Here is a 26,023-nt window from a genome sequence, read left to right as displayed (position 1 = left end):
TGCGATTCGCGGTTGGCTGGACACTTCAGGACACCTTTACAGGAGAGAGTGTGTCGTCAGGCCCCGACGGCAACGACTTCGCGGCCATTATAGTGGCCACAAGCGTCGCACAGATTGTGCGGACGCTTCAGTTCACCGCAGTTGGAACATTCCTGGAATGCTTCGACGCGCAGCGCATCGTGGCTGCGGCGCATACCGCGGCGGGACGGGGAAGTTTTCCTCTTGGGGACAGCCATGTCGGCACCTTATTCCATAAATTAGATCTGGTTAAGCGACTGGCCAGTATCCGATGGGTGCCGACGCCACAGGCGCCGCAGACCCATGCGGCCCGGGTGATCGCGAAGCCCTGCGCCTATAGCCTTTTTTGACGGACGCGCAAGTCCTTCCTTGCCCCGCAATGGCGTCCGCCTATTGTGCCGGTGAAGAAAAGGATTTGGGGGGAGACATCCATGTTGTTGCCGATCACGCTGACCCTGGCTGCCGCGTGCGCGCTGCTCAACCTGTGGCTTGCCTTTCGCTGCGCCCGGATTCGGGTGGGCAACAAGACATTGCACGGCGATGGCGGCAATCCGCTGCTGGCGCGGCGGATAAGGGCGCATGCGAACTTCACGAATATACGCCGATCGTCCTCATTCTCTTCGCGCTGGTCGAACTGGCGATCGGCTCCCCGCTCTGGCTGTGGATTGGCGCACTCGTCTATGTCGTTGCCCGCGCGGCGCATGGAATTGGCATGGACGCCGACCGCCCCACCGTCTGGCGTGCAGGCGGCGCGCTGCTCAGCTGGGCAGTCACCGCCGCGCTGGCGGCGACCGCGCTCTATGTCGCCTATCACGCCACCCGCGCCGTCCCAGCGCCTCCCGCCATGGCCGCCCGCTAAAGGAATCAGCCCAGCACCGCGTCGCCAACGAAAGGGTTGGAGCGGCGCTCATGCGCGAAATTGCTCATCGGCCCATGTCCGGGCACGAAGGCCGTATCGCCACCCAGCGGCCACAGCTTGCCGGTGATCGCGTCGATCAAATGCTGGTGATTCCCCATGGGAAAGTCGGTCCGGCCGATTGAACCCTGGAACAGCACATCGCCCACGATCGCGAGCTTGCTGGGAGCATGGTGAAAGACGACATGGCCCGGCGTGTGGCCCGGACAATGATAGACGTCCAGTTCCAGGTCGCCCACATGGACCTTGTCGCCGTCGGTCAGCCAACGGTCGGGTTCAAACAGCTGGCCCCGGATGCCGTATTTGCGGCCATCCTCCTCCAGCCGGCTGATCCAGAATCGATCCGCTTCATGCGGCCCTTCGATCGGTACGCCCAACTCCCTGGCCAGCACGCCCGCCTCGCCGCAATGGTCGATATGGCCGTGGGTCACCAGGATCTTTTCGATGGTGACGCCATGCTGCTGCGCCGCTGCCTTGAGCCGGGGCAGGTCGCCGCCGGGATCGACGAATGCGCCCCGGTTGGTCGCGGTACACCACAATAAGGTGCAGTTCTGCTGCAACGGCGTAACGGGAATCAGCGCGGCTTTGAGTGGAGGCGTGGTCATGCCGACGATGTGGCGAAGCGGCGCGCGCGGCGCAAGGGCCAGGCGCTATCGGCTAGCCCGCTTCCTCCATCGCAAGCGGTTCGGCCAGGCTGATGCTGTCCAGCACCTTGGCCGTTTCGTCGCGCACCCTCAGCATTACGCGGTGCAGCCTGCATTCCGATTCGGGCAAACAGTTGGTGCAGGTTTCATGCGCGAATCGGCTGGCGCATGGCGTCAGGGCCAGCGACCCGCGCGTCAGCCGGACGATGTCGCCATAGCTGATGTCGACCGGCGCCAGCGCCAGCCAATAGCCGCCGTCGCGCCCCCGCTGCGTCGCCACCAATCCTTCGCGCGCCATTTCCGACAGGATGACCGTCAGGAACTTGGCCGGGATATTCTGCCGCGTCGCGATTTCGTTCAGTGGCACGGGGCCCTGGCGGTAGCGATCGGCAAGATGCTGAAGCGCGCGGATGGCGTAACGGGTCTTCTGCGAAAGCATGATCCCGTTATTCGCCCACCCGCCTCATTTGACAAGCCGCCGTCGCGGCAAATCAGGCCTTTGTCTTTGCCTTCGCCAGCGCCGTTTCATAGGTCGTTGCCTTGAAACCCACGATGGCCTGGCCGCCCACGTCCAGGATCGGCCGCTTGATCATCGATGGGTTGGCCGTCATCAGCAGGATCGCCTTTTCGGCGTCGATATGCGCCTTGTCGCCTGCGTCCAGCGCCTTGAAGGTCGTGCCGGATCGGTTGAGGATGGTTTCCCAACCATGTTCCATCACCCAATCCTCCAGCTTCGCCTTGTCCACCCCCGACACCTTATAGTCGTGGAAGTTGTAGGCGACGCGCTCATTATCCAGGAAATTGCGCGCCTTCTTGATGGTGTCGCAATTTTTGATGCCGTACATGGTAATCATGGGGTCAGCCTTTGAAAGCGGTGACTTCGATCTCGATCTTCATCTCCGGCTTGATAAGGCCGGTGATGATGCAGCTGGCCGCCGGGCGTATGTCGCCGAACACCGGCGCGGTCGCCTTGCCCAGTTCGTCCCAATAGGCCGGGTCGGTGATATAATAGGTCACGCGCACGACATCCGCGAAGGAAAAGCCCGCATCCTCCAGCGCCTTGCCGATGACCTTCAGCGCGTTGACGCCCTGATCCACGACGCTTTCGGGCATCGCCTTGGTTTCCGGGTCCGTGCCCGTCGTTCCCGCGACGAAGCACCAGTCGCCCTGGACCACGGCGCGCGAATAGCCGACCTGCGCCTCGAAAGGCGAACCCGAGGAAATGAGTTTGCGGGTCATGGAAGTTCCTTGGAAGCAGTAGCGGATGAAAGGATCGGGCGGCTCTTGCCCCCTGCCGCTGCCGCTGTCCAGCGCCTTTTGCGGGTCATGGAACGGGTGTCCGGGTTGGTCGGTTGGGCAGGCAAGGAGACATGCCATGAATCAGGACGACAGTAACCGCTTGCCCGACCAGATCGAGGAAAATGACGAACAGCGCGACAGCGGAACGCAGGCGCAGGACGTCGCGGAAGATGCGCGCGCCCGCTCCACCGACCTGTCCGAGGACAGCGAGCGCGGCGGCCGCCCCAACCCGGCGCAGATCATTCCCGACGACACCCCCGACCTGGTCGAGCGGATGGAGGAAATGAACCGGTCCGGGCGGATCGACAATGACGCCTTCGCTGGCGAGCCCCAGATGGACGATGAAGAAGAATATCTCGGCCGCACCGAGAATGAGGAATAGCGGAGCCGGTTTTTCCGGGCTTCAACGGCGAAAGATTACCGCGCCATCCTTATCGGTAAGCGTAACTCAGTTGATAAAAATCAGGCTGGCGCAACCCTGTTCCGGGCAGCGCCAGCCTTGATGCCATCATTAGCGGCAGTTCAGGCTGCCACGGTCGATCTCACGGCCCAGCAGCGCGCCCGCGCCGCCACCGATCAGGATGCCAGCCGTGTTGGAATAGCCGCGGTCGAGCTGGCTACCGAGCAGCCCGCCAAGCGCCGCGCCGACGATCAGGCCAGTCGTCCCGTCCGAGCGGCGGCAATAATAGCGGTCGTCATAGCCGCGATAGATGCGGGTAGACCGGGTCACGCGGATCGGCTCATAGCCGCCGCGATAATAGCGGTCGGGCCGATAGCGCGAGCCATAGCGGCGATCCGGGCGGTTCCAGTCATAGCCATAGACGACCCTGCCCGGACGACGCCATCCATCGCGACGGTCATCGCGGCGATCCTTCCTGAAATCGCGACGCGCTTCCCGCACGTCCTTGCGATATTCGCGCCGGGCTTCGCGGCGATCCTTGTCACGCTCGCGCCGCGCTTCCCGCACATCCTTGCGATATTCACGTGCGTCCCCGCGCCATTCACGGGGCTGGGCGAAAGCCGGCGTCGCCGCCAAACCCGTCAGCGTCATCGCGCCAAGGGAAAAAGCGGCAATGGTCCGCTTGATCGAGAATGTCATGACCTGGCTCCTTTGCCATTATTATCAGGCTGTGGAGCTAAAACACATGATGGCGCATGGACGTTGCATGAACGGAACAAAACATCGCGTTCAGCGGGGGGACAGGTGGTGATTGGGTCGGTCGGCATGAGCAAGGAATCAGGTAAACTCCAGCTGTGCGTGCCGCTTAACGTAGTAGTTCATCCCCAAACTTTCGCGCTTTGAGCATCATACAAATAAACATTTAGTGGAAATCTGTCACGCCTCGCGTTTAATAGTGTAGCACGCTCAACCATATATTTATTAAATTCATCATCGATATTTCCATATATGCTAATATACACTTCACGAATCTGCCCATCTTCAATGAGCCGCAAAATGTGATCATCATTGCTCGCCAGAGAATGTCCATAAATAAAAAGTGAACTTGTTGGAGAATTACAAACCCCAGCCAAGCTTTTGAACGATCTAGTCAAGTACCCATTGTGCAAAATCTTTTGCAGTTTAGATTCGCAGTTTCCTTCAGAAACGAAGACAGGGTATATATCCGCATCCAATGCGTCCTTGATTTGGTCCATCAGCGGCACACCGCCTGACCGTTCCCAGCAATATTTTTGAAGCTCGAAGCCCCCATCAAATATGTGCAGGCCACCATGGATAAAGTGGATGTTCTGCTTATTAGAGCCACCATCGACATCCCAAGTTACGTAAGGCGCATCAGGGTAGTCGTCAGGTGATCGAAATCCATCGTCGTGCTTGAGCAGCAACTCCTTGGGAGGCTGTACTAGACTGAGCCCCTTCCATTCAGGCTGTGGCTCGTGCAGCACAGCCCAATAGAGCAATAGATCATAATTCAGCGTGTAAATACATCCCGGCTTTTCCAAGCCAGCGCCAGCGAAATTAAGCAAAAATTTCCGGCACATATCAAATTGCTGGGACTGTATTTCTGACAACCTCGCCGGATGGCTGCCTGCGACAGCGGTAATCAGCGCCTCTTTTAAGCGCTCGACGTGCTGAACTAGCTTTGATCTAGGATTGATGTCATCAACATACAAATGGATCAGGCGGGTCATTCTCACAAGCGCTTCGAGCACCACTTCGAAGTCTGTTGTCGAAAGAATCTCGAACGCCTCTACAAGTTCAGGGTACTCATTGAATACCCCGTCCTCCTTAGCGCGATCAAGCAGGCTCCCATAACGAAACTTATTTGGAAATAGCGCGATACTGAAGCCATTCCCCAAAAGAAGATGCCGCTTCCTACCTTCTGTTTTCTGCAATGCCTCGTCGAAGGAAATTACACTTAGCGCCATGCCTACTCAGCCGCGATCCCCGCAGCCTTGAACATATCCGGGTCCGCCACTTCATCCGCATTCGCCGCGTCGCCGCTTTTCAGCTTCTTGCGACGGTCGAACGCGTCCCACACTTCGTTCCACTGGCCGCGCGTTGCGCCCTTTGAATATTCGGTCGCGCGGGTTTCGAAGAAGTTGGCGTGCTCCACGCCGTTCAGCAGCGGGGCGAGCCAGGGGAGCGGGTGGTCGTCGATCATGTAGATGGGTTTCAGGCCCAGCTGCCCCAGCCGCCAGTCGGCGATGTAGCGGACATATTTCTTGATGTCCTTGGGCGTCATGCCGGGCACCGGGCCCATTTCGAAGACGAGATCGACGAACGCATCCTCGATCCGCACCGTTTTCTGGCACATGTCCATGATGTCGTCCTTGACCGCCGGGGTCAGGCATCCGCGTTCGGCGCAGAAAGCGTGGAACAGCTTGATGATGCCTTCGCAGTGCAGCGTCTCGTCGCGGACCGACCAGGTGACGATCTGGCCCATGCCCTTCATCTTGTTGAAGCGCGGGAAGTTCATCAGCATCGCGAACGACGCGAACAGCTGCAAGCCTTCGGTAAAGCCCCCGAACATGGCGAGCGTGCGGGCGATATCCTCATCGGTATCGACGCCGAACTGCTGCAGATAATCATGCTTGTCGCGCATCTCCTTATACTGGAGGAACGCGCTATATTCGCTTTCGGGCATGCCGATGGTGTCGAGCAGATGGCTGTAGGCGGCGATATGGACCGTTTCCATGTTGCTGAACGCGGTCAGCATCATCTTCACTTCGGTCGGCTTGAACACGCGGCCATATTTTTCGTGATAGCAATCCTGCACTTCCACGTCCGCCTGGGTGAAGAAGCGGAAGATCTGCGTCAGCAGGTTGCGTTCATGGTCCGACAGCTTCTGCGCCCAATCGCGGCAATCCTCGCCCAGCGGCACTTCTTCGGGCAGCCAGTGGAGCTGCTGCTGGCGCTTCCAATATTCATAGGCCCAGGGATATTCGAAAGGCTTGTAGACCTTGCTGGCTTGCAGAAGGGGCATGGGTCGGCTCCGCGATTAATGGGTTAGCGCAACCTGCGCGGGTTCGGGGCGTTCAGACCCCGTCATTCCCGGCACAGGAGCAATATGATGGTTGATCTGGGCAGCATCAAGGAACATGCCGATATTATCGGCGCCGATGGCGTGCATGTGGGCACTGTCGATCATGTCGAAGGAAAGCGTATCAAGCTGATCAAGGCGGACAGCGGCGAAGGCAGTCATGCGGGACATCATCATTATATCAGCGAAGGATTGATCGCCGGGGTTGACGAGGATGGCACCGTAAGGCTGTCGGCTACGGGCGCCAACGCTGTCCTTTTCGAAGAAGAAGAGGACGAACGCTGAATTTTTTGTGGGCAATGGTTTGGACGCGGCAGGGTTAGCCGCCGCGTCCATCCCCCCATTAGCTCATTGGCAGGCGAGGCATTCGTCATAGTCGGTGCTCCCGCCGGCCAGTTCGAACTTTGGCGCATCGATCGTATTGTCGGCTTCCACGCCGCCCGCGAAACCGGCGCGCTGCACCGACTTCGACCGCAGATAATAGAGCGACTTGATGCCCAGCTCCCACGCGCGATAGTGGAGCATCAGCAGGTCCCATTTTTCGACGTCCGCCGGGATGAACAGGTTCAGCGACTGCGCCTGGTCGATGTAAGGCGTGCGGTCGGCGGCCAGTTCGAGCAGCCAGCGCTGGTCGATTTCGAAGCTGGTCTTGAACGTGTCCTTTTCTTCCTGGCTCAGGAAGTCGAGATGCTGGACCGAACCGCCGCGTTCCAGGATCGTGTTCCACACATTGGTCGAATCCTTCGACTTGTCGCGCAGGATCTTTTCCAGATAGGGGTTCTTCACCACGAAGCTGCCGGACAGCGTCTTGTGGGTGTAGATATTGGCCGGGATCGGCTCGATGCAGGCCGAAGTGCCGCCGCAGATGATGCTGATCGACGCGGTGGGCGCAATCGCCATCTTGCAGCTGAACCGTTCCATGACGCCCATGTCGGCAGCGTCGGGGCACGGGCCCCGCTCGACCGCGAGCTGCATGGAGGCTTCGTTCACCTTCTCGTTGATATGCTTGAAGATGCGCAGGTTCCAGCTCTTGGCCATGGCCCCTTCGAACGGAAGGCCCCGGGCCTGGAGGAAGGAGTGGAACCCCATCACCCCCAGGCCCACTGACCGTTCGCGCTCAGCACTATATTTGGCCCGCGCCATTTCGTCCGGCGCTCGGTCGATATAGTCCTGCAGCACATTGTCGAGGAAGCGCATGACGTCCTCGACAAAGACGGGGTCCTTGTTCCATTCGTCCCAGGTTTCCAGATTCAGGGACGAAAGGCAGCAGACCGCCGTCCGGTCCTTGCCGAGATGGTCGCGACCCGTCGGCAAAGTGATTTCGGAACAAAGGTTGGATGTCGACACCTTGAGGCCCAGGTCACGGTGATGCTTGGGCATCGTGTTGTTCACGGTGTCGGAAAAGACGATATAGGGCTCGCCGGTCGCCAGGCGGGTTTCCACCAGCTTCTGGAACAGGCTGCGCGCGTCGACCTTGCCCCGGACCGAACCGTCCTTGGGCGATTTCAGCTGAAATTCGTCGCCATTGTGCACCGCCCGCATGAACTCATCGGTCAACAGCACGCCATGGTGCAGGTTCAGCGCCTTGCGGTTGAAGTCGCCGCTGGGCTTGCGGATTTCCAGAAACTCCTCGATCTCCGGATGGGAGATGTCGAGATAGCAGGCGGCCGAACCGCGGCGCAGGCTGCCCTGACTGATCGCCAGCGTCAGGCTGTCCATCACGCGGACGAAGGGGATGATGCCGCTGGTCTTGCCGTTGAGGCCCACCGGCTCGCCAATGCCGCGCACGCTGCCCCAATAGGTGCCGATGCCGCCGCCGCGCGAGGCGAGCCAGACATTCTCGTTCCAGGTGTTGACGATGCCTTCCAGGCTGTCGTCCACGCTGTTCAGATAGCAGCTGATAGGCAGGCCGCGCCCGGTGCCGCCGTTCGACAGCACGGGCGTTGCGGGCATGAACCAGAGGCGCGATATATAGTCATAGACGCGCTGGGCATGACCCTGGTCGTCGGCATAGGCGGCCGCCACGCGAGCGAACAGGTCCTGGTAATTCTCGCCGGGCAGCAGATAGCGGTCCTTGAGCGTATCCTTGCCGAATTCGGTCAGCAACGCGTCGCGGCTTTCATCCGTCACGACGTCGAACCGGCGCGCCTGGATGGAGGAAGAGGAACGCGGCGCCTCCTTGGCGGGCGCAGCCGTCTTCTTTTCCGCTACCGTTTCAATCACTTCGTCGATCACCGTCGCCACGTCGCTTGCACCTGTCTGTTCGCTGTCACGAAAATCCATTCGAGCCCCCGAATGTTCCTGTTTCGTTCGATTCGGTCAAGCCTCATGTTTTGAGACTGCCCGGACCGGCATCGGGGTTCGCCTGCAGCGGATCGCATGAGGTAAAACGCCTCCCTTCCGGAAAATGGTCCGGCCGGTGCAATCACAATCTGTAGGGTAACCCCCGTTAACCTGATACAAGGGATAGTGCCACAGCCCGAAATGCTTGCAAGGGGGTAAATGACGATATGGAGACTCCGATGGGCGCGCGCCTGACTCGCTTCATCGGCAATCCGCCACACTGCATCGCAGCGACGCGCGGACTTCTCTGGCTCCCGTAAAAGGCAAGGGGGACAATATGCGAACGAAAATAAATTTCCCTTGCCACGCAAATGCGTTCCGACAGGTCAGCAGGCATGTCCCTTTCCACTAAAGATAGGGGGTAAGGGCGCGGTTATCCACAAGCTGCTGTGGATGAATATGTGGGTAAGTCGGGCTATTCTCGCCCTCCGTGCCCCCCATGAACAACCTTGGGAGAGGAGAAAGGCGTCCGATGATTCTCTATTACCATCCGCTGTCATCCTATTGCTGGAAGGCGCTGATCGCCCTGTATGAGAATGACGTCCCCTTCGAGCGTGCGATGATGGAGGAACCTGGGGTCGCCGAAGCCTGGCTGGCGCTATGGCCGCTCGGCAAATTTCCGGTGCTGCGGGATGAAGCGCGCGACCGGACGCTCGCCGAAACCAGCGTCATCATCGAATATCTGGACCAGCATTGCCCCGGTCCCTTCCGCGCGATTCCCGCCGACCCGGACGACGCGATCGAAGTGCGGCTGATGGACCGGCTGTTCGACAATTATGTCATGGCGCCGATGCAGGCGATCGTCGCCGACAGGCTGAGGCCGGAAGATGTGCGCGACCCCTATGGCGTGGGTGAGGCGCGGCTGATGCTGGGCAAGGCCTACACCCTGCTGGAGGAGCGGATGAAAGGAAGGCACTGGGCAGCGGGGGATATGTTCAGCCTGGCCGACTGCGCGGCTGCCCCTGCCCTTTTCTATGCGGACAGGGTGGAACCGATGCGTGGCGGCTTTCCGACGCTCGCCGCCTATCTTGACCGGCTGGAGGCGCGGCCCAGCTTTGCGCGCGTGCTGGAAGAGAAGGAACCCTGGTGGCACATGTTCCCCTTTGCCGCCGGATAGCTGGACTCTTGGCGCAATCCCTACTAGCCGCGCGGTCAGGGACAATTGGGACATAGGGCAAGATGACCGTCATCAAGACCGCCGATCTGATCGAAAGCGTCGCCGACGCGCTTCAGTTCATCAGTTACTATCACCCGATGGATTACATCCGCGCGCTGGGCAAAGCCTATGAGGCGGAAGCCAATCCGGCGGCGAAGGACGCCATCGCGCAGATCCTGACCAACAGCCGCATGTGCGCGGAAGGGCATCGCCCGATCTGCCAGGACACCGGCATCGTCAATGTCTTCATCAAATGGGGCATGGATTGCCGCCTCGACGACAACAGCCGTTCGATGCAGGACGTCGTCGACGAAGGCGTGCGCCGTGCTTACCTGAACCCGGAAAACCGCCTGCGCGCCTCCATCCTGCGCGACCCGGCTTTCTCGCGCCAGAACACCAAGGACAACACGCCCTGCGTGCTGAATGTCGAAATGGTGCCGGGCAACAAGGTGATCGTCGACGTTGCGGCCAAGGGTGGCGGCTCGGAAAACAAGACCAAGTTCAAGATGATGAACCCCAGCGATTCGATCGTCGATTGGGTGCTGGAGATGATCCCGCAGATGGGCGCTGGCTGGTGCCCGCCCGGCATGCTGGGCATCGGCATCGGCGGCACGGCGGAAAAGGCTGTGGCGCTCGCCAAGGAATCGCTGATGGAGCCCATCGACATGGGCGAGCTCAAAGCGCGCGGCCCGCAGAATGATATTGAACGCCTGCGCATCGAGATTTTCGACAAGGTGAATGCGCTCGGCATCGGCGCGCAGGGGCTGGGCGGGCTTTCGACCATCCTCGACGTCAAGATCTACGACTATCCCTGCCACGCGGCGGGCAAGCCGGTGGCGATGATCCCCAACTGCGCCGCCACCCGCCACGCGCACTTCACGCTCGACGGTTCAGGCCCCGCCTATCTGGAAGCGCCCAAGCTGTCCGAATGGCCACAGGTCGATTGGAAGCCGAGCAAGGAAGCGATCCGCGTCGATCTCGACACGCTGACGCCCGAAGTCGTCCAGAGCTGGAAGCATGGCGACCGCCTGCTGCTGAACGGCAAGATGCTCACTGGCCGCGACGCCGCGCATAAGCGTATTCAGGACATGCTGGCCAAGGGCGAGCAGCTGCCGGTCGATTTCAAGGGCCGCGTCATCTATTATGTCGGCCCGGTTGACCCGGTACGCGACGAAGTGGTCGGCCCCGCTGGCCCCACCACCGCGACCCGCATGGACAAGTTCATGAACATGATGCTGGAACAGGGCCTCGCCGCCTGCGTCGGCAAAGCCGAGCGCGGTCCGGCGGCGACCGACAGCATCGCCAAGCATAAGAGCGCCTATCTGATGGCGGTCGGCGGCGCGGCCTATCTGGTCGCCCGCGCGATCAAGGGCGCAAAGGTCGTCGGCTTTGAAGATCTCGGCATGGAAGCGATCTACGAATTTGACGTGCAGGACATGCCCGTGACGGTCGCCGTGGACAGCGATGGCCAGAACGTCCACCGCCTCGCCCCGCTGGTGTGGCAGGAAAAGATCAAGAAGGAAGGTCTTCTCGAAAAGGCATGATCGCGCAGATCCTCCCCATTGAAAGATGGGGAGGGGGACCGCCGAAGGCGGTGGAGGGGAAGAGCGCGATGCCGCCGATAAGGAAGACGGTTGAGTTGGCTCGTTACCTGCGGCGAGCGATGTCTCCTTCAGAGGTTGCGCTATGGCAATGGCTGCGCTCGCGCCCACAAGGTATGAAGTTTAGAAGGCAGCATCCCGTCGGACCCTATGTGCTGGATTTCTACTGCGCACCCGCTCGGCTCGCGGTCGAGGTGGACGGGAGCAGTCACGATCATGCCAGCCAGATCGCGCAGGACGAGCGCCGGGATGCATGGCTGCAAGCCCAAGGCATCCGGATGCTAAGGATCAAAGCAGCCGATGTTCTCCACGATCTCGACAATGTGATGCTGCACATTCTTCTCCACTGCCGCGCCCTTGCCCTCCGCCAATCTGCGGCTGGTCCCCCTCCCCATGCCTGGCATGGGGAGGATTAAGCATGATCTCTTCTCCCATCTGGCTTCCCGCGACGCTGCTGGCCGGGGCGGTGCAAGCCTGGCGCACGGCCATCCAGCGCCGCGTCAGTCACAGCCTGTCTGTCAACGCCGCCGGGCTGGTGCGCTATCTGTACGGTCTGCCCTTCGCTCTGGGGCTGCTGGGCGGTTACCGGCTGCTCGTTCCGGGGCAGTTGCCCAGCGCGGACCCCTTGTTTCTGCTTTTCTGCCTGGGCGGCGGGCTGGCGCAGATTATCGCCACCAATCTGCTGATCCTGGCCTTTGCCCATCGAAACTTCGTCGTGGGCACCGCCTATTCAAAGACCGAAGCTGTGCAGGGCGCCGCCCTGTCCTTCCTGCTGATGGGCGAACGGCTCAATCCACTCGCCTGGGCCGGGATCGGCTGCGGCGTCATGGGCGTGATGCTGCTGTCCACCGGGGGCAAGCGCATGGGTCCGGCGGATTTCATGAAAGCGCTGGGCCAGCCCGCCGCGCTCACCGGCATCGCGTCCGGCTTTTTCTTTGCCCTCACCGCCATCGCGATCCGCCGCGCAACGCAGGAGGTCGGCGGCAGCGATCCCATACTGGCCGCGCTGATCGTGCTTGTCGTCACGGTCGCGCTGCAAACATTGATGCAGGGCAGCTATCTGTTGGCGCGCGAGGCCGGGGAGATGCGCAAGGTGCTGGCGACCTGGCGTGTATCCGGCCAGGTCGGGCTTTTGTCCGCGCTCGGTTCGGCCTGCTGGTTCACGGGCTTTGCCACCGCGCCCGTGGCGCTGGTCCGGATCGTCGGCCAGATAGAGGTCGCCTTCACCCTGGGCTTCGGCCATTTCTATCTTGGGGAAAGGATGAGCCGCAGCGAAGTGGCCGGGCTTCTGCTGGTCGTTGGCGGGGTCGTGCTGGCGCTGGCGGGCGCGCTCTAGCCAGGCCAAATTCCCACCCGATATTCACGCGAGGAGGCCGCAGACCTCAACGGCGCGCGCAATGCCTCAAATGGAATCCAGGCTCAAGATGCGTGAGGTGCGGCAGTCGATGACCGAGCCCTTCGCTCCAATGTTCGCGCCTCCGCGCCTCCGCGTCTCCGCGTGAAAATCAAAAATCCTGACACGAAAAAGGGCAGCCCCAATGGGACCGCCCTCTATGCGTTTCAGATCCGGGAAGGATTAGAAACGGAAGCCGATGCCGACGACGCCAGCGTCACGGCTGCCATTGTCTTCATACTCGGTGCGCTGATATTCAGCCGAGATGTAGGTGTTGCCGTTGATGGCATATTCCAGACCACCGCCGAAACGAACGCCTTCCAGCGCGAAGCCGAAGTTGCTGTTCGACGCTTCGAGGCGGGTGCTGGCGTAGCCAACCTTGCCGAACGCCAGAACCTGCGGGGTCAGGATGTAGCCCAGACGGACCGAAGCGGCCAGGTCGCGGCTTACTTCCGAACCGGGGGCATCAACGGTGCTGTCGCCCAGCGTGACTTCCGGACCGAAGGTCACGTTCGGGGTCAGGGCGATGTCGTAGCCAGCGCTCACGCCGTAGCTCACGCCTTCGTTGCCGAGGTTGTCGTAACCAACGGTCACGCCTGCGCGGGGGCCGGTGAAGGGAGCAGCGTCCTGAGCGAACGCGGGGGCCGCAACAGCGGCAGCAGCAACGGCTGCGAAAATCACAGTCTTCATAAAGTCCTCATGCAATAAGGAGTGCATTATCCAAGGATTGGACAGCACTCTCGATATAGGACAGGAATTTCGCTGAAGCTTTGCTGCTTCGAGGATCGCTATGAAGTGACCCCTTTTACTCCATCCCTGCTTGCCACGATCTTGCGCCGTGGACAGGGGCGCATATGGTAGCCTTTGTTCCGCGTTGCAACAGCGTCATGAAGATTAATGTAGAATGATGCACTTTCGCAACAGTCGATCCGAACACTGCCAGGCGTAGCGCATTGTCGTGGACCTGCCGACCGGCCGGAACCGATCATCAGCGCTTATCCAGCCCGATTATGGCCAGAAGATGAACGGTTTTAATTTGTTTCGATACCGTTCTGGCTAGGCAATGATTTTTGACCGGCTTGATGCAAAAGGGTAACAGTGCGCCATGGCTGGTCCTTCGCCCCATGTCGCCCCGCCGACGCCGATCGTGCTCCGGCACCGCTGGCCGGTGCGATTGTGGCACTGGCTCAACGCCATCCTGCTGTACGTTCTTTTCACCAGCGGCCTTGGCATCTTCAACGCCCATCCCCGGCTCTACTGGGGGCAATATGGGGCGAATTTCGACCATGCCTGGCTGGAACTGGAGCGTTTCGGCGGCTGGATCACCCTGCCCGGCCATTATGATCTCGCCATGTCGCGGCACTGGCATCTGGCGGCCGCACCTCTTTTCGCCTTCGCCCTGCTGGCCTACATGCTCTGGGCGCTGATGAAGGGTCACATCGCGCGCGATCTCGCTTTCCGTCGGGAAGACCTCGCCCCGCGCCATATCTTGCGGGACATCCTCGATCACGCCCGATTACGCTTTCCAACCGGCGAAGCGGCCCTGCGCTACAATGTCCTGCAGAAGGCGAGCTATATCGCCGTTATCTTCGTCGCGCTCCCGCTGCTCATCCTGACCGGCTTGACCATGTCGCCCGGCATGAACGCCGCATGGCCCTGGCTGGTCGATCTGTTCGGCGGGCGGCAGTCGGCCCGGTCTATCCATTTCATCATGGCATTCGCGCTGGCCACCTTTTTCCTTGTCCATATCGTCATGGTGCTGCTCGCCGGACCAATCAATGAACTGCGTTCCATGATCACCGGCCGTTACCGGCTGCCAAGGGAACGGCCATGAGCCTGATCTTCGACCGCCGCACTCTGCTGGTCGGCGCGACGGCCACGCTCGCGGGCTGCGACCGGCTGGCGCGGAACGAAGGCGTGCGCGAGGCGCTCTTTTCCGCCGAGAATTTCCACAAATGGGCGCAGCGCAGCCTGATGACGCGCGACGCGATGGCGCGCGAGTTTCGGCCCGACCAGATCTCGCCCATTTTCCGCTCCAATGGCACCGCCAACCCGAACACGCCCGAATATCGGGCGCTGTGGCGCACCGGCTTTGCCGACTGGCGGCTGAAGATCACGGGCCTGGTCGACCGCCCGCTCTCCCTGTCGCTCGCCCAGCTGCGCAGCCTGCCCCATCGCGAACAGATCACCCGCCACGATTGCGTCGAAGGGTGGAGCGCCATCGGCAAGTGGCGCGGCGTGCCGTTGGCGCTCATCCTCGACGCAGCGCGCATGAACAGCCGTGCGCGCTATATCCTGTTTCACTGCGCCGACTTCATGGGTGACGGGCGGCCCTATTATGAAAGCATCGACCTGATCGACGCCTTTCATCCCCAGACGGTCCTCGCCTTCGCGCTTAACGATCGGCCGCTCACAGTCGCCAACGGCGCGCCGCTGCGACTGCGCGTCGAACGGCACCTGGGCTACAAACATGCTAAATATCTGATGGAGATAAAGGCCGTCGACAGCCTCTCCGGCATTGGCGAAGGCAAGGGCGGCTATTGGGAGGACCGTGCAGGATATGATTGGTATGCAGGCATTTGACGGACGCGAAATGACCTGACAGGTTGCCGCCCATGAAACTGTTCGATCGGGTCATCAAGCGGTTGGTCTCGCGGGGGCAACTGACCATCATCTATCATGACGGCAGGAAAGTGACGGTCGGCGCCCCCGATCCGGCCTTCCCGTCGCTTGCCCTGAAGTTCCGCGACGCCCGCGTGCCGCTGGACATCATCAAGGATCCGCGCCTTGGCATGGCCGAAGCCTATATCGACGGGCGCGTCGGCATCGAGGGCGGCGGGATCATGGAGCTTATCTCGCTGATCCGCGCCAACAACAGCTGGGAAAGCGGCAAGTCGATCAGCGACATGGGCGCGCTCAAGCGGGGGTTCAAGTCGATCCGCCAGACGCTCTGGCGCGCCAATCACCGCGCGCGGGCAAAGGCGAATGTCGCCCATCATTACGACCTGTCGGGCGCGCTCTACGCCCTCTTCCTCGATCGCGACCGCCAATATAGCTGCGCCTATTGGCCGGACGCCGACAATGAAGCGGGCATCAGCCTGGAACAGGCGCAGGAGGACAAGAAGGCGCATATCGCGGCCAAGCTGCACCTGAAACCGGGGATGAAGGTGCTGGACATCGGCTGCGGCTGGGGCGGGATGGCGCTTTACCTGCACCGCACCTGCGGCGTCGATGTGACCGGCATCACCCTGTCGGAAGAACAGCTGAAGGTCGCGCGCCAACGGGCGCAGGAGGCTGGCGTCGCCGATCATGTCCGGTTCGAACTGATCGACTATCGCGACATCGAAGGGCCCTTCGACCGGATCGTGTCGGTCGGCATGTTCGAACATGTGGGCACCGCGCACTACCGCACCTTCTTCGACAAGTGCACCCAATTGCTGACGCGCGACGGCGTGATGCTGGTCCACACGATCGGCCGTGTTGGCGGGCCGGGGATCACCGACGCCTTCACCCAGAAATATATATTCCCCGGCGGCTATATCCCGGCGCTCTCCGAAATGATCCAGGGCAGCGAGGGCACGCGGCTGATGGTCACCGATGTAGAGGTGCTGCGTATCCATTACGGCCTCACCATCCGGCAATGGTATGCCCGCGCCATGGCGCGCCGCGCCGACATCATCGCCCTGTATGACGAGCGATTTTTCCGCCTCTGGACCTTTTACCTCGCCGGGGCCGCGACGGTGTTCGAACATGGCAGCATGGTGAACTACCAGGTGCAATATGTGCGCGACCGCCGCGCCCTGCCGATCACCCGCGACTATATCGCGCAAGCCGAAGAGGCGCTGCAGGGCAAGTAAGGTCCGTCCCATCGCGCCCTCGTTCGCTTAACGCCACCTGACAACGCCGTTCCCGGACGGTTCAGTCACGCGCGCGCATCTTCCCTCCCGTGGCCCCGCTTTACGCCGATGCGTCGGGGTGCAAGTGAGGAGAGAGAATATGAACATCTTTATGAAGGGCGCGGTGGCGGTCGGGCTGACGATCACGGCGATGGGCGCCACGGCTGCTCCGGCGCAGGCTCAATATCGGGGCGGTTATTACGGCTATGGCGACCGCGACTGGCGCGGCGGCGACCGCCACTGGGATCGGCGCGATGCCCGCCGCCATTGGCGCGGGGAATATCGCCGCCACTGGCGCGATGGGCGACGCAACCATTACCGCTACCGCCAGCGCTGCTGGACCGAATGGCGCTATGATTATTACCGCGACCGGGACGTTCGGGTTCGGATCTGCCGATAACAGGTCAAGTTTTCTGAACTTCGGTTAGAAACGGCGCCGCAACCTTATCCCGGATTGAAGCCGGGGGCAGGTTGCGGCATCGTGGCGGACATGACCGATCCCATGCCCGTTATCCAGAGCCTGCTTTCCGGGCTCCCGATCTTCCTGCTTCACCTTGCCTGCGCGACGCTGGTCTGGCTGGCGGCCCTTGCGCTTTACATGTGGATTACCCCGCATGATGAATTCGCCCTGATCCGCGCTGGGAACGAAGCGGCGGCAATATCGCTGGGCGGCGCTGCGATTGGCCTCGCCATCCCGTTGGCGCTGTGCCTTGCCGGATCGGTCAATGTCTGGGACGTCATGATCTGGGGCAGCGTCACGCTTGTGCTGCAACTCATCGCCTTTCGCTTCGTCGATTTCCTGCTCGGCTCGCTCTCCACCCGGATCGAGGCGAACGAGCGGGCGGCCGCCGTCTTCCTTGCCATGATGAAAGCCGCGATCGCATGCCTGACGGCTGCGGCCGTGGCGGGCTAAAGCGATGGCGCGGCGGAGCCTTGGCTGCCTGCCGCTGATGCTGGGCGGCATATTGGCGCTCGCCTGGATTGGCGAGGTCACGCGCCCGACGCCGTTGCAGGTCGAAGTCTACGACCCTCGCTCCCCCCGCCGCCCCATGCCGCAATGGAGCGACGAGACATTCGTGATCCAGGACCGGCTCGACGGGCCCGCCGACAGCATGGGTACGGCCTTTGCCATTGATCAGGACGGCGTCTGGCTGACGGCCGAACATGTCACGCACGGCTGCGCCCGCATCGGCATTGACGAAGGCGGGATCGCGCGCCCCGTATCCCGCGTCGTGGCAAGCCGTGAGGCCGACGCCGCACTCGTGCGCGATGGCATGCCCAGCGGCCATGCGCTGCCCCTGTCAGACCGTATGCCGCCACCGGGATCGGCCGGATTCCATATGGGCTTCCCCGCGGGCCGCCCCACCCTCGTCATGTCCGAACTGATCGGCGCGGCTAGCGCCCGCCGGGGTCGGACCGAAGAAACGCAGCCCGTGCTCGCATGGGCAGAGGTTGGCCGCTTGCCAGAGGGTGACCACACCCTGTCCGGCATCAGCGGCGGCCCCGTCTTTGCCGAGGATGGGCATGTCGTCGGCGTCAACAGCGCGGCGACCGACAGGCGGGGCCGCATCCTTACCACCGCGCCCGACGCCATGATCCGGCTGGTGCAGGCCAGCCGCGCGGTCAATGACCGGCCGGTCGCCTACCCCTTCACCGGCCTTGCCGATGCAGAGGTGCGCTTTGCTTCATGGCTGGAACAGGGCGTGATCCGCCGCATCTTCTGCGACGTCGATGACGGCCCCGGTTGACGGCGATAAGGCCGAGGCGCTAGGCGGCGCGAAACGAAGGACCTTTGGAACAGCCATGAGCGACACGCCTCCCGACCGCCTTTCCACCAACCCGCGCAGCGCCTTTTTCGACATGGACGTGCTGCAACGGGGAATCGGCATCCGCTTCAAGGACCGCGTCCGCACGGATGTCGAGGAATATTGCATCTCGGAAGGCTGGATTCGCGTCGCAGCCGGCAAGACCCGCGACCGCAACGGCCAGCCGCTGACGATCAAGCTGACCGGCCCGGTCGAAGCCTGGTTCGAACGCCCGGCCGAGGGTGAGGAAGAAAAGCCCGCCGACGCGGAATAAGCTGTCCTGATCCGTTCGTGCCATGCGAACGGATGCAGATCGGGTCAGCGTCAGCAGATCGCAGGGCTGTCAACGCAGCCGAGCGTCCCGCTTCACATCAGCGATGATGTCGCGCAGCGACCGTCCCGACGGCGCAGCGTCGGCAAACTGGATAGCGCGCATATCGGTTTCCAGCCGTGGCTCGCGCAATGCCTTGCGCAAGGAACGGCCAAGACCGGCGAGGCGTTCGGCCCCCTCGCTTTCATCGACAGCCTTGGCTGCTGGCCCGGCCTGCTCCCATACCGCCGGATCCGCCTTCGCAAAGCGGACGCTTGCGCCCAGCGCCGGATCGGGCTCGAACGGCCGCAACTGCGCCTTGCCCGGATAGATGAAACCGAAAGTCGGATTGGTCCGCGCGCCCATTTGCCCCGTTGGACTGTGCCACACACGCACCGCGCTCCAGTCGCCCGCATCCGACACATCAATGGCCAGCACATCTTCCTCGATTGCGCCGGGCACCGACCAGTTGGCATGGCGAATCAACACGCGCCGGTCGTCCAGCACCTTGCTGACCACGGCGACATGGCCCAGCACCATCGGCCCATAGGGACGAAATGCCATCACTGCCCCGCGCCGAGGCAGATGGCCGCGCGCATAGCGGTCCTGCGCCTGATCCCACCAGGTCAGCGCATCGCCCCGGATATTCACCCCGGAAACGATCCGCGCATAGGGTACGCATTGCAGAGCCGTTGCGCCGGATACCGGCGTCGCGATCAGCCCCGCCAACAGCCACACTGCTCCGCGAACATATCGAAACATTATTTGCGACCTCAAATCTTTTGAGCATCGCCCCACCGCCGATCACATTAGGCGGCGGCTCTTATGAACTGGTTAAAATCTCAGAAAGCAGCGTGCGCGGTGGAGGCCGCGCGATCGGCCATCGCGATCTGGATCGTCGGGGCGGGCTCGCTCGCCTGCACCGGATAGATGAAGCCGTTGGCCGGGTTGGACCGCAGGCCCAGGCCGCCGATGGGGCCGTACCATACGCGCACATCGGTCCAGTCATTGTTCGGCGACACGTCGATGGCGCGGACATTGCGCTCGATCCCGCCACGATAGGACCAGTTGGCATGGGTCAGCAGCACTTCGCGCTCGCTGACGACCTTGCTGACCATGGCGACATGACCGACGGGCATCGACCGGCTCGCCGCGAAGGCCAGCACAGCGCCCTCGCGCGGCTCATGGCCTCGCGCATAACGACCTTCGGCCTGGTTCCACCAAGTATGGGCGTTGCCGTAAATCTCGATGCCGGAAACCTGACGGGCATAGGGCACGCACTGCAGCGTACCGGCAGCGGCGGGGGTAACGATCAGTGCGCCGAGCGCAAGCGTAGCAGTCGCGATAAATGCGCGAAAAGCACCGATCATGTGTGAAACGACCCCCGACTTCTTCTTGATTTTCAACCCTGTGAAGCTCTTGTGCAGAGCCAGGACGAGTTGAGAAGCGTCGAGCGATGAATGGTTGTTCAGGTGCGTTAATCTGCGGAACGAAACAATCGGCCCGATGTTACGGTAAATCGGGTTGCATCGGACAAACTACTGAAAAGGCTGGACTCCGTTCCCGTCATCCACACCTGCCCGCCCGCTTCCGTTAACCGTTCGAACAACGCAGCCCGTCGCGACGGGTCGAGATGAGCCGCCACTTCGTCGAGCAGCAGTACCGGCGGCTGGCCGCGATGCGCGGCGACCAGCGCGGCATGGGCGAGCAGGATCGACAGCAGCAAAGCCTTTTGCTCACCGGTCGAACAAAGCGCGGCCGCCTGCCCCTTGGCGGCGTGGGTGACAGCCAGATCCTGCCGGTGCGGCCCGGACAATGTGCGCCCCGCTGCCGCGTCGCGCCGCCGCTCCCGCGCCAGACGTGGGCCAAGCGCCTCTTCGCCCCCATCTTCTCCCTCGATCGCCACCAAGGGCCGGGCAAAGGGTTCGTCCGGCTGTCCCGCAAGCTGCGCCCCCAGCCGCGCGACCAGATCGCCCCGCGCGGCGGAAATCGCGGCGGCATGCTCGTCCATCTGCGCTTCCAGCGCCGTCAACCACGCGGGGTCCGCGCTTTTCAGGTCGGTCAGCAACCGGTTGCGCGCGCGCATCGCGGCTTCATAGCGCGCGCTGTGCACGGCATGCCCCGGATGCAGCGCCAGCGTCAGCCGGTCGAGGAAGCGCCGCCGCCCGCCCGGACTGTCCATGAACAACCTGTCCATCGCCGGGGTCAGCCACATGATCGCCAGATGGTCGGCCAGCGCATTCGCCGAAGAGGACACACCGCCTATCCGCACCTGCCGCCGGTCGGGCGCCTGGGGCGATGTGCCGGTGCCCAGCACGACGCCATCCACCTCCGCCGCCACACCGAAGCTGCCCGGCCCGCCCTGCCGCGCCATGTCGCGCATCGCCGCGCCCCGCAGGCCGCGACCGGGGGCCAGCATCGACACGGCCTCCAATATATTGGTCTTGCCCGCGCCATTTTCGCCGGTCAGCACGATGAAGGCGTGATCGGGCAGGATCAGCGCGTCCGCATGATTGCGGAAATCGCTTAAGGTCAGGCGGCCGATCATCGCCCCGCTCTAGCGGCGCGAAGCCCAAACGGAAAGCGGTTCAGCAGCGCTTGCGCGTCACCGCCGCGCCGTCATTGGTGATGACCAGTTCCCGGCCGTTCGCGGACGGGCGCAGGTCCAGCCTCTTGGTCCAGCTTTGGCCTTCGCCCGTAAAGGCCGCATCGATGCGCACCCGGCCATCCGGGCCGGTCGTAACGCCCTCCACCGTTCCAACGCTTTCATGGAAGATGAGGCTTTCCGGCGTCACTTTCAGCTCCAGCTCCGCAGACCGGTCGCCGCAACGATCGTTAAGCCCGGTCCAGTTCCCCTGCAACGCGGCGGGAATCGTCATGGCCGCAGATCGCTTGGGCGCATCGGCGTTGTTCGCGGGCGCCGATTGCGTCCCATTGTCCACCGCCAGTGTCTCATCCTGGGCAGACATTTCATTGCTCACGTCATAGGATGGCTGTTCATCAACGATATTGGCCGACAGGCCCCGATTGCCTTCATCCTTCTCGCCACAGGCGGCGAGCAGCAGCAGAGGCATGGCGAAAAGCAGGCGCATCCGTAATGAACCGGCCAGCCGCCCAAGGGTTCCGGCATCGGGCTTGCCAGCCGCCTTACTTGTGGCCATCACTGGCTGCAAAGCCCCTGACGATGGAGACGACCGATGTTGAAGAGCGCGAAGATCGCCCTTGGCCTTGCCGCAGCCGCCTTGGGAAGCACCGGGGCGATGGCGGCGCTTGCGATCGGGGCAAAGGCGCCCGATTTCACGACGCGCGGCGCGCTGGCGGGCAAGCCCTTCACCCTGACCCTCTCGCACCAGTTGAAACGGGGGCCGGTCGTCCTCTATTTCTTCCCAAAGGCGTTCACGCCCGGCTGTTCGGCGGAAGCCCGCGAATTCGCCACGCATATCGAAGACTTCAAGAAGGCGGGGGCCACCGTCATCGGCATGTCGGCGGACCCGGTGGACGACCTTGTCGCCTTCTCGACCAAGGAATGCGCGGGCAAGTTCGCGGTAGCATCGGCTGGCCCCGGCATCATATCGGGCTATGACGTCGCGCTTAAGATGCGGCCGGGCATGACCGACCGAACATCCTATGTCATCGCGCCCAATGGCCGCATCGTCTTCGTCCACAGCGAAATGAACTATGCCGATCATGTGAAGAGCACCCTGGCCGCCGTACAGTCGATGAAGGCGGACTAGCGGCCTTACTTCCCGCCCTTCACATAACGGCCGAACCAGTCGAGCGTCGCGGTCCAGGCAGCCTTCGCCGCAGCTTCATTATAGCTGGGCCGGTAATCCGCCATGAACCCATGGTCAGCATCAGGATAAAGCGTGATGTCGGCGGGCGGCGACTTGCCCGCCTGCTTCAGCGCCGCGCGCATCGCATCGACGTCGGCAACCGGAATGCCCTTGTCCAACGCGCCATATTGCCCCAGCACCGGGGCGTTTAGCGCCTTCACCTGCTCGATCGCGCTCAAGGGTTGCAGCGCCGTCTTGTCGCTCACCAGCCGACCGTAAAAGGCGACGCCTGCGTCCAGTTGCGCGCTATGCGCGGCATAAAGCCACACGATCCGCCCACCCCAGCAAAATCCGGTGATCCCGCGACGCGCCGCATCGCCGCCATGGCTTCCCGCCCACTCATAGGTCGAATCGATGTCCGCCATGACCTGCGCATCGGGCGCCTTGGACACGATGCTGCTCACCAGCTGCTTGATGTCGGCGATCTTCGTCGCATCGCCATGGCGGGCGAACAGGTCCGGCGCGACCGCATAATAGCCCGCGCGCGCGAAACGGCGGCACATGTCCCGGATCCATTCATGAACGCCGAACACCTCATGGACGACGACGATGACCGGGCTGTTCTTCGCCCCCTTCGGCCGCGCCACAAAGGCGGGCAAGGCAAAGCCGTCGCTGGCCTTGATAGACACCGTTTCTTCTTCCAACCCTTCGCCCGAGGTCTGCACCGCGCTGCTCGACACCGGGCGACATGCCGCCGCGAAGCCAGCCGCAAAAGCGCCGCTCATCAGCAGCTTGCGCCGGTTCAGCCCCTTGCTGTCGATCCAGTTGCAATCCTCTGGCAGCCGTTCGGACCTGGCCGTCCCTTGCGTCTCATTGCTCATCGCTCATCTCTCCGCATTCCCCGCCTGCGGCAGCCTATCGGCTCGCGCGTCGAGCGCAAGCATTCAGCCGAGGAAGTCGCCGCCCGCGATCCGCTCCAGCCCCGCGACGTCGCGCGCGTAAACATATGTCCACGCATCGACGCCGCCCCCCGTCGTCTGCACCCGCACCCGCTCGCGCCGATATTCGTGCGGGGCAGGGAAATGCGCCGCGCATTCCTCATATTCATCAAGCGTGGCCAGGATCGCAGTGGCGTTGGGCAGGTGGAACAGGTCTCCAACGACCAATCCATCCGCCTGGGGGACAAAGGCCGGATAATAATCGACACGATATAGTGCGCCGCGCGCCATGGCTGCATCCACGGGCCGCGCCACCGACGCGAGCCAGGCGGCCCTCTCTCCGCCAAATCCGGGGCGGAGTGTTCCATAAACGAAAAGCAGGTCGCTGGTCATATCGCGACCTTCAATAGTAATAAAAAAGCCGCCCTGACAATGCCGGGCGGCCTTTTTTGGCTTCCTCATGACGAGGAATAGATAGGGATCTGTGATCGCTTAGGCGAAAAGCACCGAGTAGAAGGTCAGCATCTGCGCGCCGACCGCTACCATCAGCGCAACGCCATGGAATGTGTGCCGCATTGTTTCGTTTCCTGCAATTTTTGTTATCTGTCGTGTTCGACAAGGGCGCATATGGTCGCGTAACCCGTTTGTCACAATCGCAAAGGACGCGTTCGCAGTTGCAGCAAATGCAACAGCCCCTGTTACCTCAATGCAACGATCATCGCCTGCGCCGCCGCAGGCGCGCGCACCTTCGCTCCGCTGATGAAGAAGGCATAGACGTCGCCCTTCCGCGCCAAGGTGCGCGCCCTGTCTGCCCAGCCCTCAATCTCCTCCGCGCTATAGCCGGTCGCCTCCGATTCCCGCGTGCGCATCAGGCGGGCGTAGGAAAAGCCGACATCATGGCCCTCGATCGCGGGATATTCGTCATGGTCCGCCAGCACCACCGCCGCCCCGGCATCCCGCGCCATCGCCAGGAAAACGGGATCATCGAAACTTTCATGCCGCACCTCCAGCGCGTGGCGCAGCGGCAGACCACCGACACTGGCGGGCAGCAGTTTCAGGAAGGCGCCGAAATCATCCGCATCGAACTTTTTGGTCGGCATGAATTGCCACAATATCGGTCCCAGCCGATCACCCAGTTCGGCAATCCCCTGGCCGGTGAACTTCGCGATTGATTCGCCCGCCTCCTCCAGGACGCGCCGATTGGTGCAGTAACGCGACGCCTTCACCGCGAACTGGAATCCGTCCGGCACCGCCTTGGCCCAATTGGCGAAGCTGGCCGGCTTTTGCGTGCCGTAATAGGTGGCGTTGATCTCAGTCGCGGTCAGATGCTCACCCACATAGGCAAGCTCATCCTTCTGCCGCAGACCTTCGGGGTAGAAGGTCCCGCGCCATGGCTCGAACGTCCATCCGCCGATGCCAATCCTGATCCGTCCTGCCGACATGTAACCGCCTCCTTCGCCCGCATCCCGACTGGCCGGAATCAGTCGCCCTGCTTGCGCCGCAATCCGATCAACCAGGGCTTTACCCCCCGCGTCGGCCTCGCCGTGCCCTCCAGCCGCCGCGCACGCCGGATCTCGACGCGCTTCACGATCATCTGCCCACGCATGGCCCCCGATCCGCAGCAGGTCGGCATCGCCAGGATGCGCTGCACCACATCCATTCCCGCCACCACATGGCCGAACGCGGCATAGCCGATATAGTCTCCCCGCGCGTCCATATTGGGCGTCGCGCCAGCCGTGATGAAGAAATTGCCCATCGCCGAATCCGGCCGGTTGGGCCGCGCCATCGACAGCGTGGCGTCGAGATGGCGGATCCCCGTCTTGCTGGTGGGCTCATGCGGGATCGGCGGCAAGGATCGCCGCGCGTCGGTGTCGATCCCGCCCTGGATCAGCCCCAGCTTCGGATTGCTCTTCCGCCGCGCCGCCCGGTAAAAGGTGACGCCGTCAAAGCGCCCGTCATCGACATAGGCCAGGAAATTCGCGGACGTCCGCGGCGCCCGCTTGTTATCGACGGCAACGATGATCGTCCCCACCGATGTTTCGATCGCGACACGCGTATAGCCGGGCGTCGGCCGGTTCGTCGGCATCGCCGATGCAAGCGCGGGGCACAGAGCCAGCAACAAGGCGGCGGCACGGATCAATGGCTCAGCCACGTATCGATCAAACATTCAGGCGGCCGGAAAGAAAAGCGTCAAACATGTCATTTGCACGATCTTCCAGCACTAACACCTTCAAGGATCAAGGTTCCTGCCGGAACCACCCGTCACTCATCAGATTGTTACGAAAAAACGGTGACTTGGAAAGTCGTGGCGGAGAGGGAGGGATTCGAACCCTCGGTACCGTTGCCGGCACGCCGCATTTCGAGTGCGGTGCATTCGACCACTCTGCCACCTCTCCGCAGAAGGGCGGCGTGCACCGACCCGGTCGAG

General features: G+C 62.3%; 32 protein-coding genes, 1 tRNA gene and 1 pseudogene. 15 read left to right on the top strand and 19 right to left on the bottom strand.

Annotated elements, in window-relative coordinates; genetic code table 11:
* Positions 1-56 precede the first annotated feature (56 nt).
* A complete protein-coding gene (gene rpmF, locus B6S01_RS10230; protein WP_081570365.1) occupies positions 57-236 on the bottom strand; it encodes a 50S ribosomal protein L32 in 180 nt (59 codons plus the stop codon).
* A gap of 213 nt (positions 237-449) precedes the next feature.
* Here rpmF and B6S01_RS10225 point away from each other — a divergent pair.
* Positions 450-877 (top strand): annotated as a pseudogene (locus B6S01_RS10225) (MAPEG family protein).
* Between the two features lie 5 nt (positions 878-882).
* Here the strand turns inward: B6S01_RS10225 and B6S01_RS10220 are convergent.
* The 4 genes from B6S01_RS10220 to B6S01_RS10205 are packed head-to-tail and all read right to left on the bottom strand — an operon-like array spanning position 883 to position 2,817.
* The gene (locus tag B6S01_RS10220; protein ID WP_037465522.1) at positions 883-1,539 is read right to left on the bottom strand and encodes an MBL fold metallo-hydrolase; all 657 of its coding nucleotides are present in this window, start codon (positions 1,537-1,539) and stop codon (positions 883-885) included.
* A 52-nt stretch (positions 1,540-1,591) separates the two neighbouring features.
* On the bottom strand, positions 1,592-2,017 hold the full coding sequence (locus tag B6S01_RS10215; RefSeq protein WP_037465524.1) for an RrF2 family transcriptional regulator: 426 nt from the start codon (positions 2,015-2,017) through the stop codon (positions 1,592-1,594).
* Positions 2,018-2,069: 52 nt separating this feature from the next.
* Positions 2,070-2,432 (bottom strand): ArsC family reductase, encoded by a 363-nt coding sequence (locus B6S01_RS10210; protein ID WP_037465527.1) that lies wholly within the window; start codon positions 2,430-2,432, stop codon positions 2,070-2,072.
* Between the two features lie 4 nt (positions 2,433-2,436).
* Positions 2,437-2,817 (bottom strand): RidA family protein, encoded by a 381-nt coding sequence (locus B6S01_RS10205; protein ID WP_037465528.1) that lies wholly within the window; start codon positions 2,815-2,817, stop codon positions 2,437-2,439.
* A 136-nt stretch (positions 2,818-2,953) separates the two neighbouring features.
* Between B6S01_RS10205 and B6S01_RS10200 the strand changes: the two genes are divergently transcribed.
* The gene (locus B6S01_RS10200) at positions 2,954-3,259 is read left to right on the top strand and encodes a hypothetical protein (protein WP_037465530.1); all 306 of its coding nucleotides are present in this window, start codon (positions 2,954-2,956) and stop codon (positions 3,257-3,259) included.
* 129 nt (positions 3,260-3,388) lie between these two features.
* Here the strand turns inward: B6S01_RS10200 and B6S01_RS10195 are convergent, their stop codons facing one another.
* The 3 genes from B6S01_RS10195 to B6S01_RS10185 form a co-directional block, all read right to left on the bottom strand.
* On the bottom strand, positions 3,389-3,976 hold the full coding sequence (locus tag B6S01_RS10195; protein WP_037465533.1) for a glycine zipper 2TM domain-containing protein: 588 nt from the start codon (positions 3,974-3,976) through the stop codon (positions 3,389-3,391).
* 179 nt (positions 3,977-4,155) lie between these two features.
* Positions 4,156-5,265 carry a DUF4917 family protein gene (locus B6S01_RS10190; RefSeq protein ID WP_037465536.1) on the bottom strand — a complete coding sequence of 370 codons (1,110 nt, stop codon included), beginning with the start codon at positions 5,263-5,265 and terminating at the stop codon, positions 4,156-4,158.
* Positions 5,266-5,267: 2 nt separating this feature from the next.
* Positions 5,268-6,323 carry a ribonucleotide-diphosphate reductase subunit beta gene (locus B6S01_RS10185; protein WP_037465538.1) on the bottom strand — a complete coding sequence of 352 codons (1,056 nt, stop codon included), beginning with the start codon at positions 6,321-6,323 and terminating at the stop codon, positions 5,268-5,270.
* Positions 6,324-6,410: 87 nt separating this feature from the next.
* Here B6S01_RS10185 and B6S01_RS10180 point away from each other — a divergent pair, with 87 nt between their 5' ends.
* Positions 6,411-6,665 carry a DUF2171 domain-containing protein gene (locus B6S01_RS10180; RefSeq protein WP_037465597.1) on the top strand — a complete coding sequence of 85 codons (255 nt, stop codon included), beginning with the start codon at positions 6,411-6,413 and terminating at the stop codon, positions 6,663-6,665.
* A gap of 63 nt (positions 6,666-6,728) precedes the next feature.
* Here the strand turns inward: B6S01_RS10180 and B6S01_RS10175 are convergent, their stop codons facing one another.
* Positions 6,729-8,663 (bottom strand): ribonucleoside-diphosphate reductase subunit alpha, encoded by a 1,935-nt coding sequence (locus tag B6S01_RS10175; protein WP_051908235.1) that lies wholly within the window; start codon positions 8,661-8,663, stop codon positions 6,729-6,731.
* 532 nt (positions 8,664-9,195) lie between these two features.
* On the opposite strand from B6S01_RS10175, the gene B6S01_RS10170 reads away from it, so the two are divergent.
* The 4 genes from B6S01_RS10170 (at position 9,196) to B6S01_RS10155 (ending at position 12,816) form a co-directional block, all read left to right on the top strand.
* Positions 9,196-9,840, top strand: a complete 645-nt coding sequence (locus B6S01_RS10170; RefSeq protein WP_037465540.1) for a glutathione S-transferase family protein — start codon at positions 9,196-9,198, stop codon at positions 9,838-9,840.
* A 62-nt stretch (positions 9,841-9,902) separates the two neighbouring features.
* On the top strand, positions 9,903-11,423 hold the full coding sequence (locus B6S01_RS10165; protein ID WP_037465543.1) for a fumarate hydratase: 1,521 nt from the start codon (positions 9,903-9,905) through the stop codon (positions 11,421-11,423).
* Entirely contained in the window at positions 11,420-11,896 is a 477-nt protein-coding gene (locus B6S01_RS10160) for an endonuclease domain-containing protein (protein ID WP_407695230.1), read from the top strand. The genes B6S01_RS10165 and B6S01_RS10160 overlap by 4 nt, the downstream gene beginning before the upstream one ends.
* Positions 11,897-11,898: 2 nt before the next feature.
* Entirely contained in the window at positions 11,899-12,816 is a 918-nt protein-coding gene (locus B6S01_RS10155) for an EamA family transporter (protein WP_037465546.1), read from the top strand.
* A gap of 240 nt (positions 12,817-13,056) precedes the next feature.
* Here B6S01_RS10155 and B6S01_RS10150 read toward each other — a convergent pair whose 3' ends face one another.
* The gene (locus B6S01_RS10150; protein ID WP_037465548.1) at positions 13,057-13,563 is read right to left on the bottom strand and encodes an outer membrane protein; all 507 of its coding nucleotides are present in this window, start codon (positions 13,561-13,563) and stop codon (positions 13,057-13,059) included.
* Between the two features lie 415 nt (positions 13,564-13,978).
* Here B6S01_RS10150 and B6S01_RS10145 point away from each other — a divergent pair, with 415 nt between their 5' ends.
* The 7 genes from B6S01_RS10145 (at position 13,979) to B6S01_RS10115 (ending at position 18,848) form a co-directional block, all read left to right on the top strand.
* Positions 13,979-14,707: a cytochrome b/b6 domain-containing protein gene (locus B6S01_RS10145; RefSeq protein ID WP_037465551.1), complete on the top strand. Its 729-nt coding sequence runs from the start codon at positions 13,979-13,981 to the stop codon at positions 14,705-14,707.
* Positions 14,704-15,456, top strand: coding sequence for a molybdopterin-binding protein (locus B6S01_RS10140; protein WP_037465554.1), 753 nt, complete (start codon positions 14,704-14,706; stop codon positions 15,454-15,456). Before B6S01_RS10145 ends, B6S01_RS10140 begins: the two co-directional genes overlap by 4 nt.
* Positions 15,457-15,488: 32 nt before the next feature.
* Complete coding sequence (locus tag B6S01_RS10135) at positions 15,489-16,730, top strand: SAM-dependent methyltransferase (RefSeq protein ID WP_037465556.1); 1,242 nt, start codon at positions 15,489-15,491, stop codon at positions 16,728-16,730.
* 139 nt (positions 16,731-16,869) lie between these two features.
* Positions 16,870-17,169, top strand: coding sequence for a hypothetical protein (locus tag B6S01_RS10130; protein ID WP_037465557.1), 300 nt, complete (start codon positions 16,870-16,872; stop codon positions 17,167-17,169).
* Between the two features lie 90 nt (positions 17,170-17,259).
* A complete protein-coding gene (locus tag B6S01_RS10125; RefSeq protein WP_037465559.1) occupies positions 17,260-17,682 on the top strand; it encodes a DUF350 domain-containing protein in 423 nt (140 codons plus the stop codon).
* Positions 17,683-17,686: 4 nt separating this feature from the next.
* Positions 17,687-18,517 carry a S1 family peptidase gene (locus B6S01_RS10120; RefSeq protein ID WP_037465561.1) on the top strand — a complete coding sequence of 277 codons (831 nt, stop codon included), beginning with the start codon at positions 17,687-17,689 and terminating at the stop codon, positions 18,515-18,517.
* A gap of 55 nt (positions 18,518-18,572) precedes the next feature.
* Positions 18,573-18,848 (top strand): DUF3297 family protein, encoded by a 276-nt coding sequence (locus B6S01_RS10115; RefSeq protein WP_037465606.1) that lies wholly within the window; start codon positions 18,573-18,575, stop codon positions 18,846-18,848.
* 69 nt (positions 18,849-18,917) lie between these two features.
* Here the strand turns inward: B6S01_RS10115 and B6S01_RS10110 are convergent, their stop codons facing one another.
* The 4 genes from B6S01_RS10110 to B6S01_RS10095 all read right to left on the bottom strand — a co-directional run bounded on the left by B6S01_RS10110 (position 18,918) and on the right by B6S01_RS10095 (position 22,045).
* Positions 18,918-19,646, bottom strand: coding sequence for a CHAP domain-containing protein (locus B6S01_RS10110; protein WP_037465562.1), 729 nt, complete (start codon positions 19,644-19,646; stop codon positions 18,918-18,920).
* A gap of 80 nt (positions 19,647-19,726) precedes the next feature.
* Positions 19,727-20,254 carry a CHAP domain-containing protein gene (locus tag B6S01_RS10105; protein ID WP_037465564.1) on the bottom strand — a complete coding sequence of 176 codons (528 nt, stop codon included), beginning with the start codon at positions 20,252-20,254 and terminating at the stop codon, positions 19,727-19,729.
* Between the two features lie 107 nt (positions 20,255-20,361).
* Positions 20,362-21,432, bottom strand: coding sequence for a DNA replication/repair protein RecF (recF, locus tag B6S01_RS10100; RefSeq protein ID WP_037465565.1), 1,071 nt, complete (start codon positions 21,430-21,432; stop codon positions 20,362-20,364).
* A 40-nt stretch (positions 21,433-21,472) separates the two neighbouring features.
* Positions 21,473-22,045: a hypothetical protein gene (locus B6S01_RS10095; RefSeq protein ID WP_037465568.1), complete on the bottom strand. Its 573-nt coding sequence runs from the start codon at positions 22,043-22,045 to the stop codon at positions 21,473-21,475.
* A 36-nt stretch (positions 22,046-22,081) separates the two neighbouring features.
* Between B6S01_RS10095 and B6S01_RS10090 the strand changes: the two genes are divergently transcribed.
* Positions 22,082-22,618, top strand: a complete 537-nt coding sequence (locus tag B6S01_RS10090; RefSeq protein ID WP_094182614.1) for a peroxiredoxin — start codon at positions 22,082-22,084, stop codon at positions 22,616-22,618.
* 5 nt (positions 22,619-22,623) lie between these two features.
* Here B6S01_RS10090 and B6S01_RS10085 read toward each other — a convergent pair whose 3' ends face one another.
* The 5 genes from B6S01_RS10085 to B6S01_RS10065 form a co-directional block, all read right to left on the bottom strand.
* Positions 22,624-23,538 carry a dienelactone hydrolase family protein gene (locus B6S01_RS10085; RefSeq protein ID WP_037465570.1) on the bottom strand — a complete coding sequence of 305 codons (915 nt, stop codon included), beginning with the start codon at positions 23,536-23,538 and terminating at the stop codon, positions 22,624-22,626.
* A gap of 63 nt (positions 23,539-23,601) precedes the next feature.
* Complete coding sequence (locus B6S01_RS10080) at positions 23,602-23,988, bottom strand: gamma-glutamylcyclotransferase family protein (protein ID WP_037465572.1); 387 nt, start codon at positions 23,986-23,988, stop codon at positions 23,602-23,604.
* Positions 23,989-24,293: 305 nt separating this feature from the next.
* The gene (locus tag B6S01_RS10075; RefSeq protein WP_037465575.1) at positions 24,294-25,037 is read right to left on the bottom strand and encodes a DUF72 domain-containing protein; all 744 of its coding nucleotides are present in this window, start codon (positions 25,035-25,037) and stop codon (positions 24,294-24,296) included.
* 38 nt (positions 25,038-25,075) lie between these two features.
* Positions 25,076-25,681, bottom strand: a complete 606-nt coding sequence (locus B6S01_RS10070) for a peptidylprolyl isomerase (RefSeq protein WP_231567990.1) — start codon at positions 25,679-25,681, stop codon at positions 25,076-25,078.
* 220 nt (positions 25,682-25,901) lie between these two features.
* Positions 25,902-25,991, bottom strand: a tRNA-Ser gene (locus B6S01_RS10065).
* Positions 25,992-26,023 lie beyond the last annotated feature (32 nt).

It is taken from the genome of Sphingobium herbicidovorans, from assembly GCF_002080435.1.
Classification (GTDB): Bacteria; Pseudomonadota; Alphaproteobacteria; order Sphingomonadales; family Sphingomonadaceae; genus Sphingobium; species Sphingobium herbicidovorans.
The sequence above is the reverse complement of the archived record's forward strand: the minus strand, read 5'-3'. Positions and strand labels throughout refer to the sequence as shown.

Excerpts from the sequence above, each read along its gene's own strand:
- B6S01_RS10085 (WP_037465570.1), bottom strand. The coding sequence starts at position 23,538 with ATGAGCAATGAGACGCAAGGGACGGCCAGGTCCGAACGGCTGCCAGAG.
- B6S01_RS10095 (WP_037465568.1), bottom strand. The coding sequence starts at position 22,045 with ATGGCCACAAGTAAGGCGGCTGGCAAGCCCGATGCCGGAACCCTTGGG.
- B6S01_RS10140 (WP_037465554.1), top strand. The coding sequence starts at position 14,704 with ATGAGCCTGATCTTCGACCGCCGCACTCTGCTGGTCGGCGCGACGGCC.
- B6S01_RS10175 (WP_051908235.1), bottom strand. The coding sequence starts at position 8,663 with ATGGATTTTCGTGACAGCGAACAGACAGGTGCAAGCGACGTGGCGACG.
- B6S01_RS10135 (WP_037465556.1), top strand. The coding sequence starts at position 15,489 with ATGAAACTGTTCGATCGGGTCATCAAGCGGTTGGTCTCGCGGGGGCAA.
- B6S01_RS10180 (WP_037465597.1), top strand. The coding sequence starts at position 6,411 with ATGGTTGATCTGGGCAGCATCAAGGAACATGCCGATATTATCGGCGCC.
- B6S01_RS10090 (WP_094182614.1), top strand. The coding sequence starts at position 22,082 with ATGTTGAAGAGCGCGAAGATCGCCCTTGGCCTTGCCGCAGCCGCCTTG.
- B6S01_RS10195 (WP_037465533.1), bottom strand. The coding sequence starts at position 3,976 with ATGACATTCTCGATCAAGCGGACCATTGCCGCTTTTTCCCTTGGCGCG.
- B6S01_RS10070 (WP_231567990.1), bottom strand. The coding sequence starts at position 25,681 with ATGCCGACGAACCGGCCGACGCCCGGCTATACGCGTGTCGCGATCGAA.
- B6S01_RS10110 (WP_037465562.1), bottom strand. The coding sequence starts at position 19,646 with ATGTTTCGATATGTTCGCGGAGCAGTGTGGCTGTTGGCGGGGCTGATC.
- B6S01_RS10160 (WP_407695230.1), top strand. The coding sequence starts at position 11,420 with ATGATCGCGCAGATCCTCCCCATTGAAAGATGGGGAGGGGGACCGCCG.
- B6S01_RS10200 (WP_037465530.1), top strand. The coding sequence starts at position 2,954 with ATGAATCAGGACGACAGTAACCGCTTGCCCGACCAGATCGAGGAAAAT.
- B6S01_RS10130 (WP_037465557.1), top strand. The coding sequence starts at position 16,870 with ATGAACATCTTTATGAAGGGCGCGGTGGCGGTCGGGCTGACGATCACG.
- B6S01_RS10105 (WP_037465564.1), bottom strand. The coding sequence starts at position 20,254 with ATGATCGGTGCTTTTCGCGCATTTATCGCGACTGCTACGCTTGCGCTC.
- B6S01_RS10120 (WP_037465561.1), top strand. The coding sequence starts at position 17,687 with ATGGCGCGGCGGAGCCTTGGCTGCCTGCCGCTGATGCTGGGCGGCATA.
- B6S01_RS10115 (WP_037465606.1), top strand. The coding sequence starts at position 18,573 with ATGAGCGACACGCCTCCCGACCGCCTTTCCACCAACCCGCGCAGCGCC.
- B6S01_RS10190 (WP_037465536.1), bottom strand. The coding sequence starts at position 5,265 with ATGGCGCTAAGTGTAATTTCCTTCGACGAGGCATTGCAGAAAACAGAA.
- B6S01_RS10125 (WP_037465559.1), top strand. The coding sequence starts at position 17,260 with ATGACCGATCCCATGCCCGTTATCCAGAGCCTGCTTTCCGGGCTCCCG.
- B6S01_RS10170 (WP_037465540.1), top strand. The coding sequence starts at position 9,196 with ATGATTCTCTATTACCATCCGCTGTCATCCTATTGCTGGAAGGCGCTG.
- B6S01_RS10210 (WP_037465527.1), bottom strand. The coding sequence starts at position 2,432 with ATGATTACCATGTACGGCATCAAAAATTGCGACACCATCAAGAAGGCG.
- B6S01_RS10185 (WP_037465538.1), bottom strand. The coding sequence starts at position 6,323 with ATGCCCCTTCTGCAAGCCAGCAAGGTCTACAAGCCTTTCGAATATCCC.
- B6S01_RS10165 (WP_037465543.1), top strand. The coding sequence starts at position 9,903 with ATGACCGTCATCAAGACCGCCGATCTGATCGAAAGCGTCGCCGACGCG.
- B6S01_RS10215 (WP_037465524.1), bottom strand. The coding sequence starts at position 2,017 with ATGCTTTCGCAGAAGACCCGTTACGCCATCCGCGCGCTTCAGCATCTT.
- B6S01_RS10205 (WP_037465528.1), bottom strand. The coding sequence starts at position 2,817 with ATGACCCGCAAACTCATTTCCTCGGGTTCGCCTTTCGAGGCGCAGGTC.
- rpmF (WP_081570365.1), bottom strand. The coding sequence starts at position 236 with ATGGCTGTCCCCAAGAGGAAAACTTCCCCGTCCCGCCGCGGTATGCGC.
- B6S01_RS10080 (WP_037465572.1), bottom strand. The coding sequence starts at position 23,988 with ATGACCAGCGACCTGCTTTTCGTTTATGGAACACTCCGCCCCGGATTT.
- B6S01_RS10150 (WP_037465548.1), bottom strand. The coding sequence starts at position 13,563 with ATGAAGACTGTGATTTTCGCAGCCGTTGCTGCTGCCGCTGTTGCGGCC.
- B6S01_RS10075 (WP_037465575.1), bottom strand. The coding sequence starts at position 25,037 with ATGTCGGCAGGACGGATCAGGATTGGCATCGGCGGATGGACGTTCGAG.
- B6S01_RS10220 (WP_037465522.1), bottom strand. The coding sequence starts at position 1,539 with ATGACCACGCCTCCACTCAAAGCCGCGCTGATTCCCGTTACGCCGTTG.
- B6S01_RS10155 (WP_037465546.1), top strand. The coding sequence starts at position 11,899 with ATGATCTCTTCTCCCATCTGGCTTCCCGCGACGCTGCTGGCCGGGGCG.
- recF (WP_037465565.1), bottom strand. The coding sequence starts at position 21,432 with ATGATCGGCCGCCTGACCTTAAGCGATTTCCGCAATCATGCGGACGCG.
- B6S01_RS10145 (WP_037465551.1), top strand. The coding sequence starts at position 13,979 with ATGGCTGGTCCTTCGCCCCATGTCGCCCCGCCGACGCCGATCGTGCTC.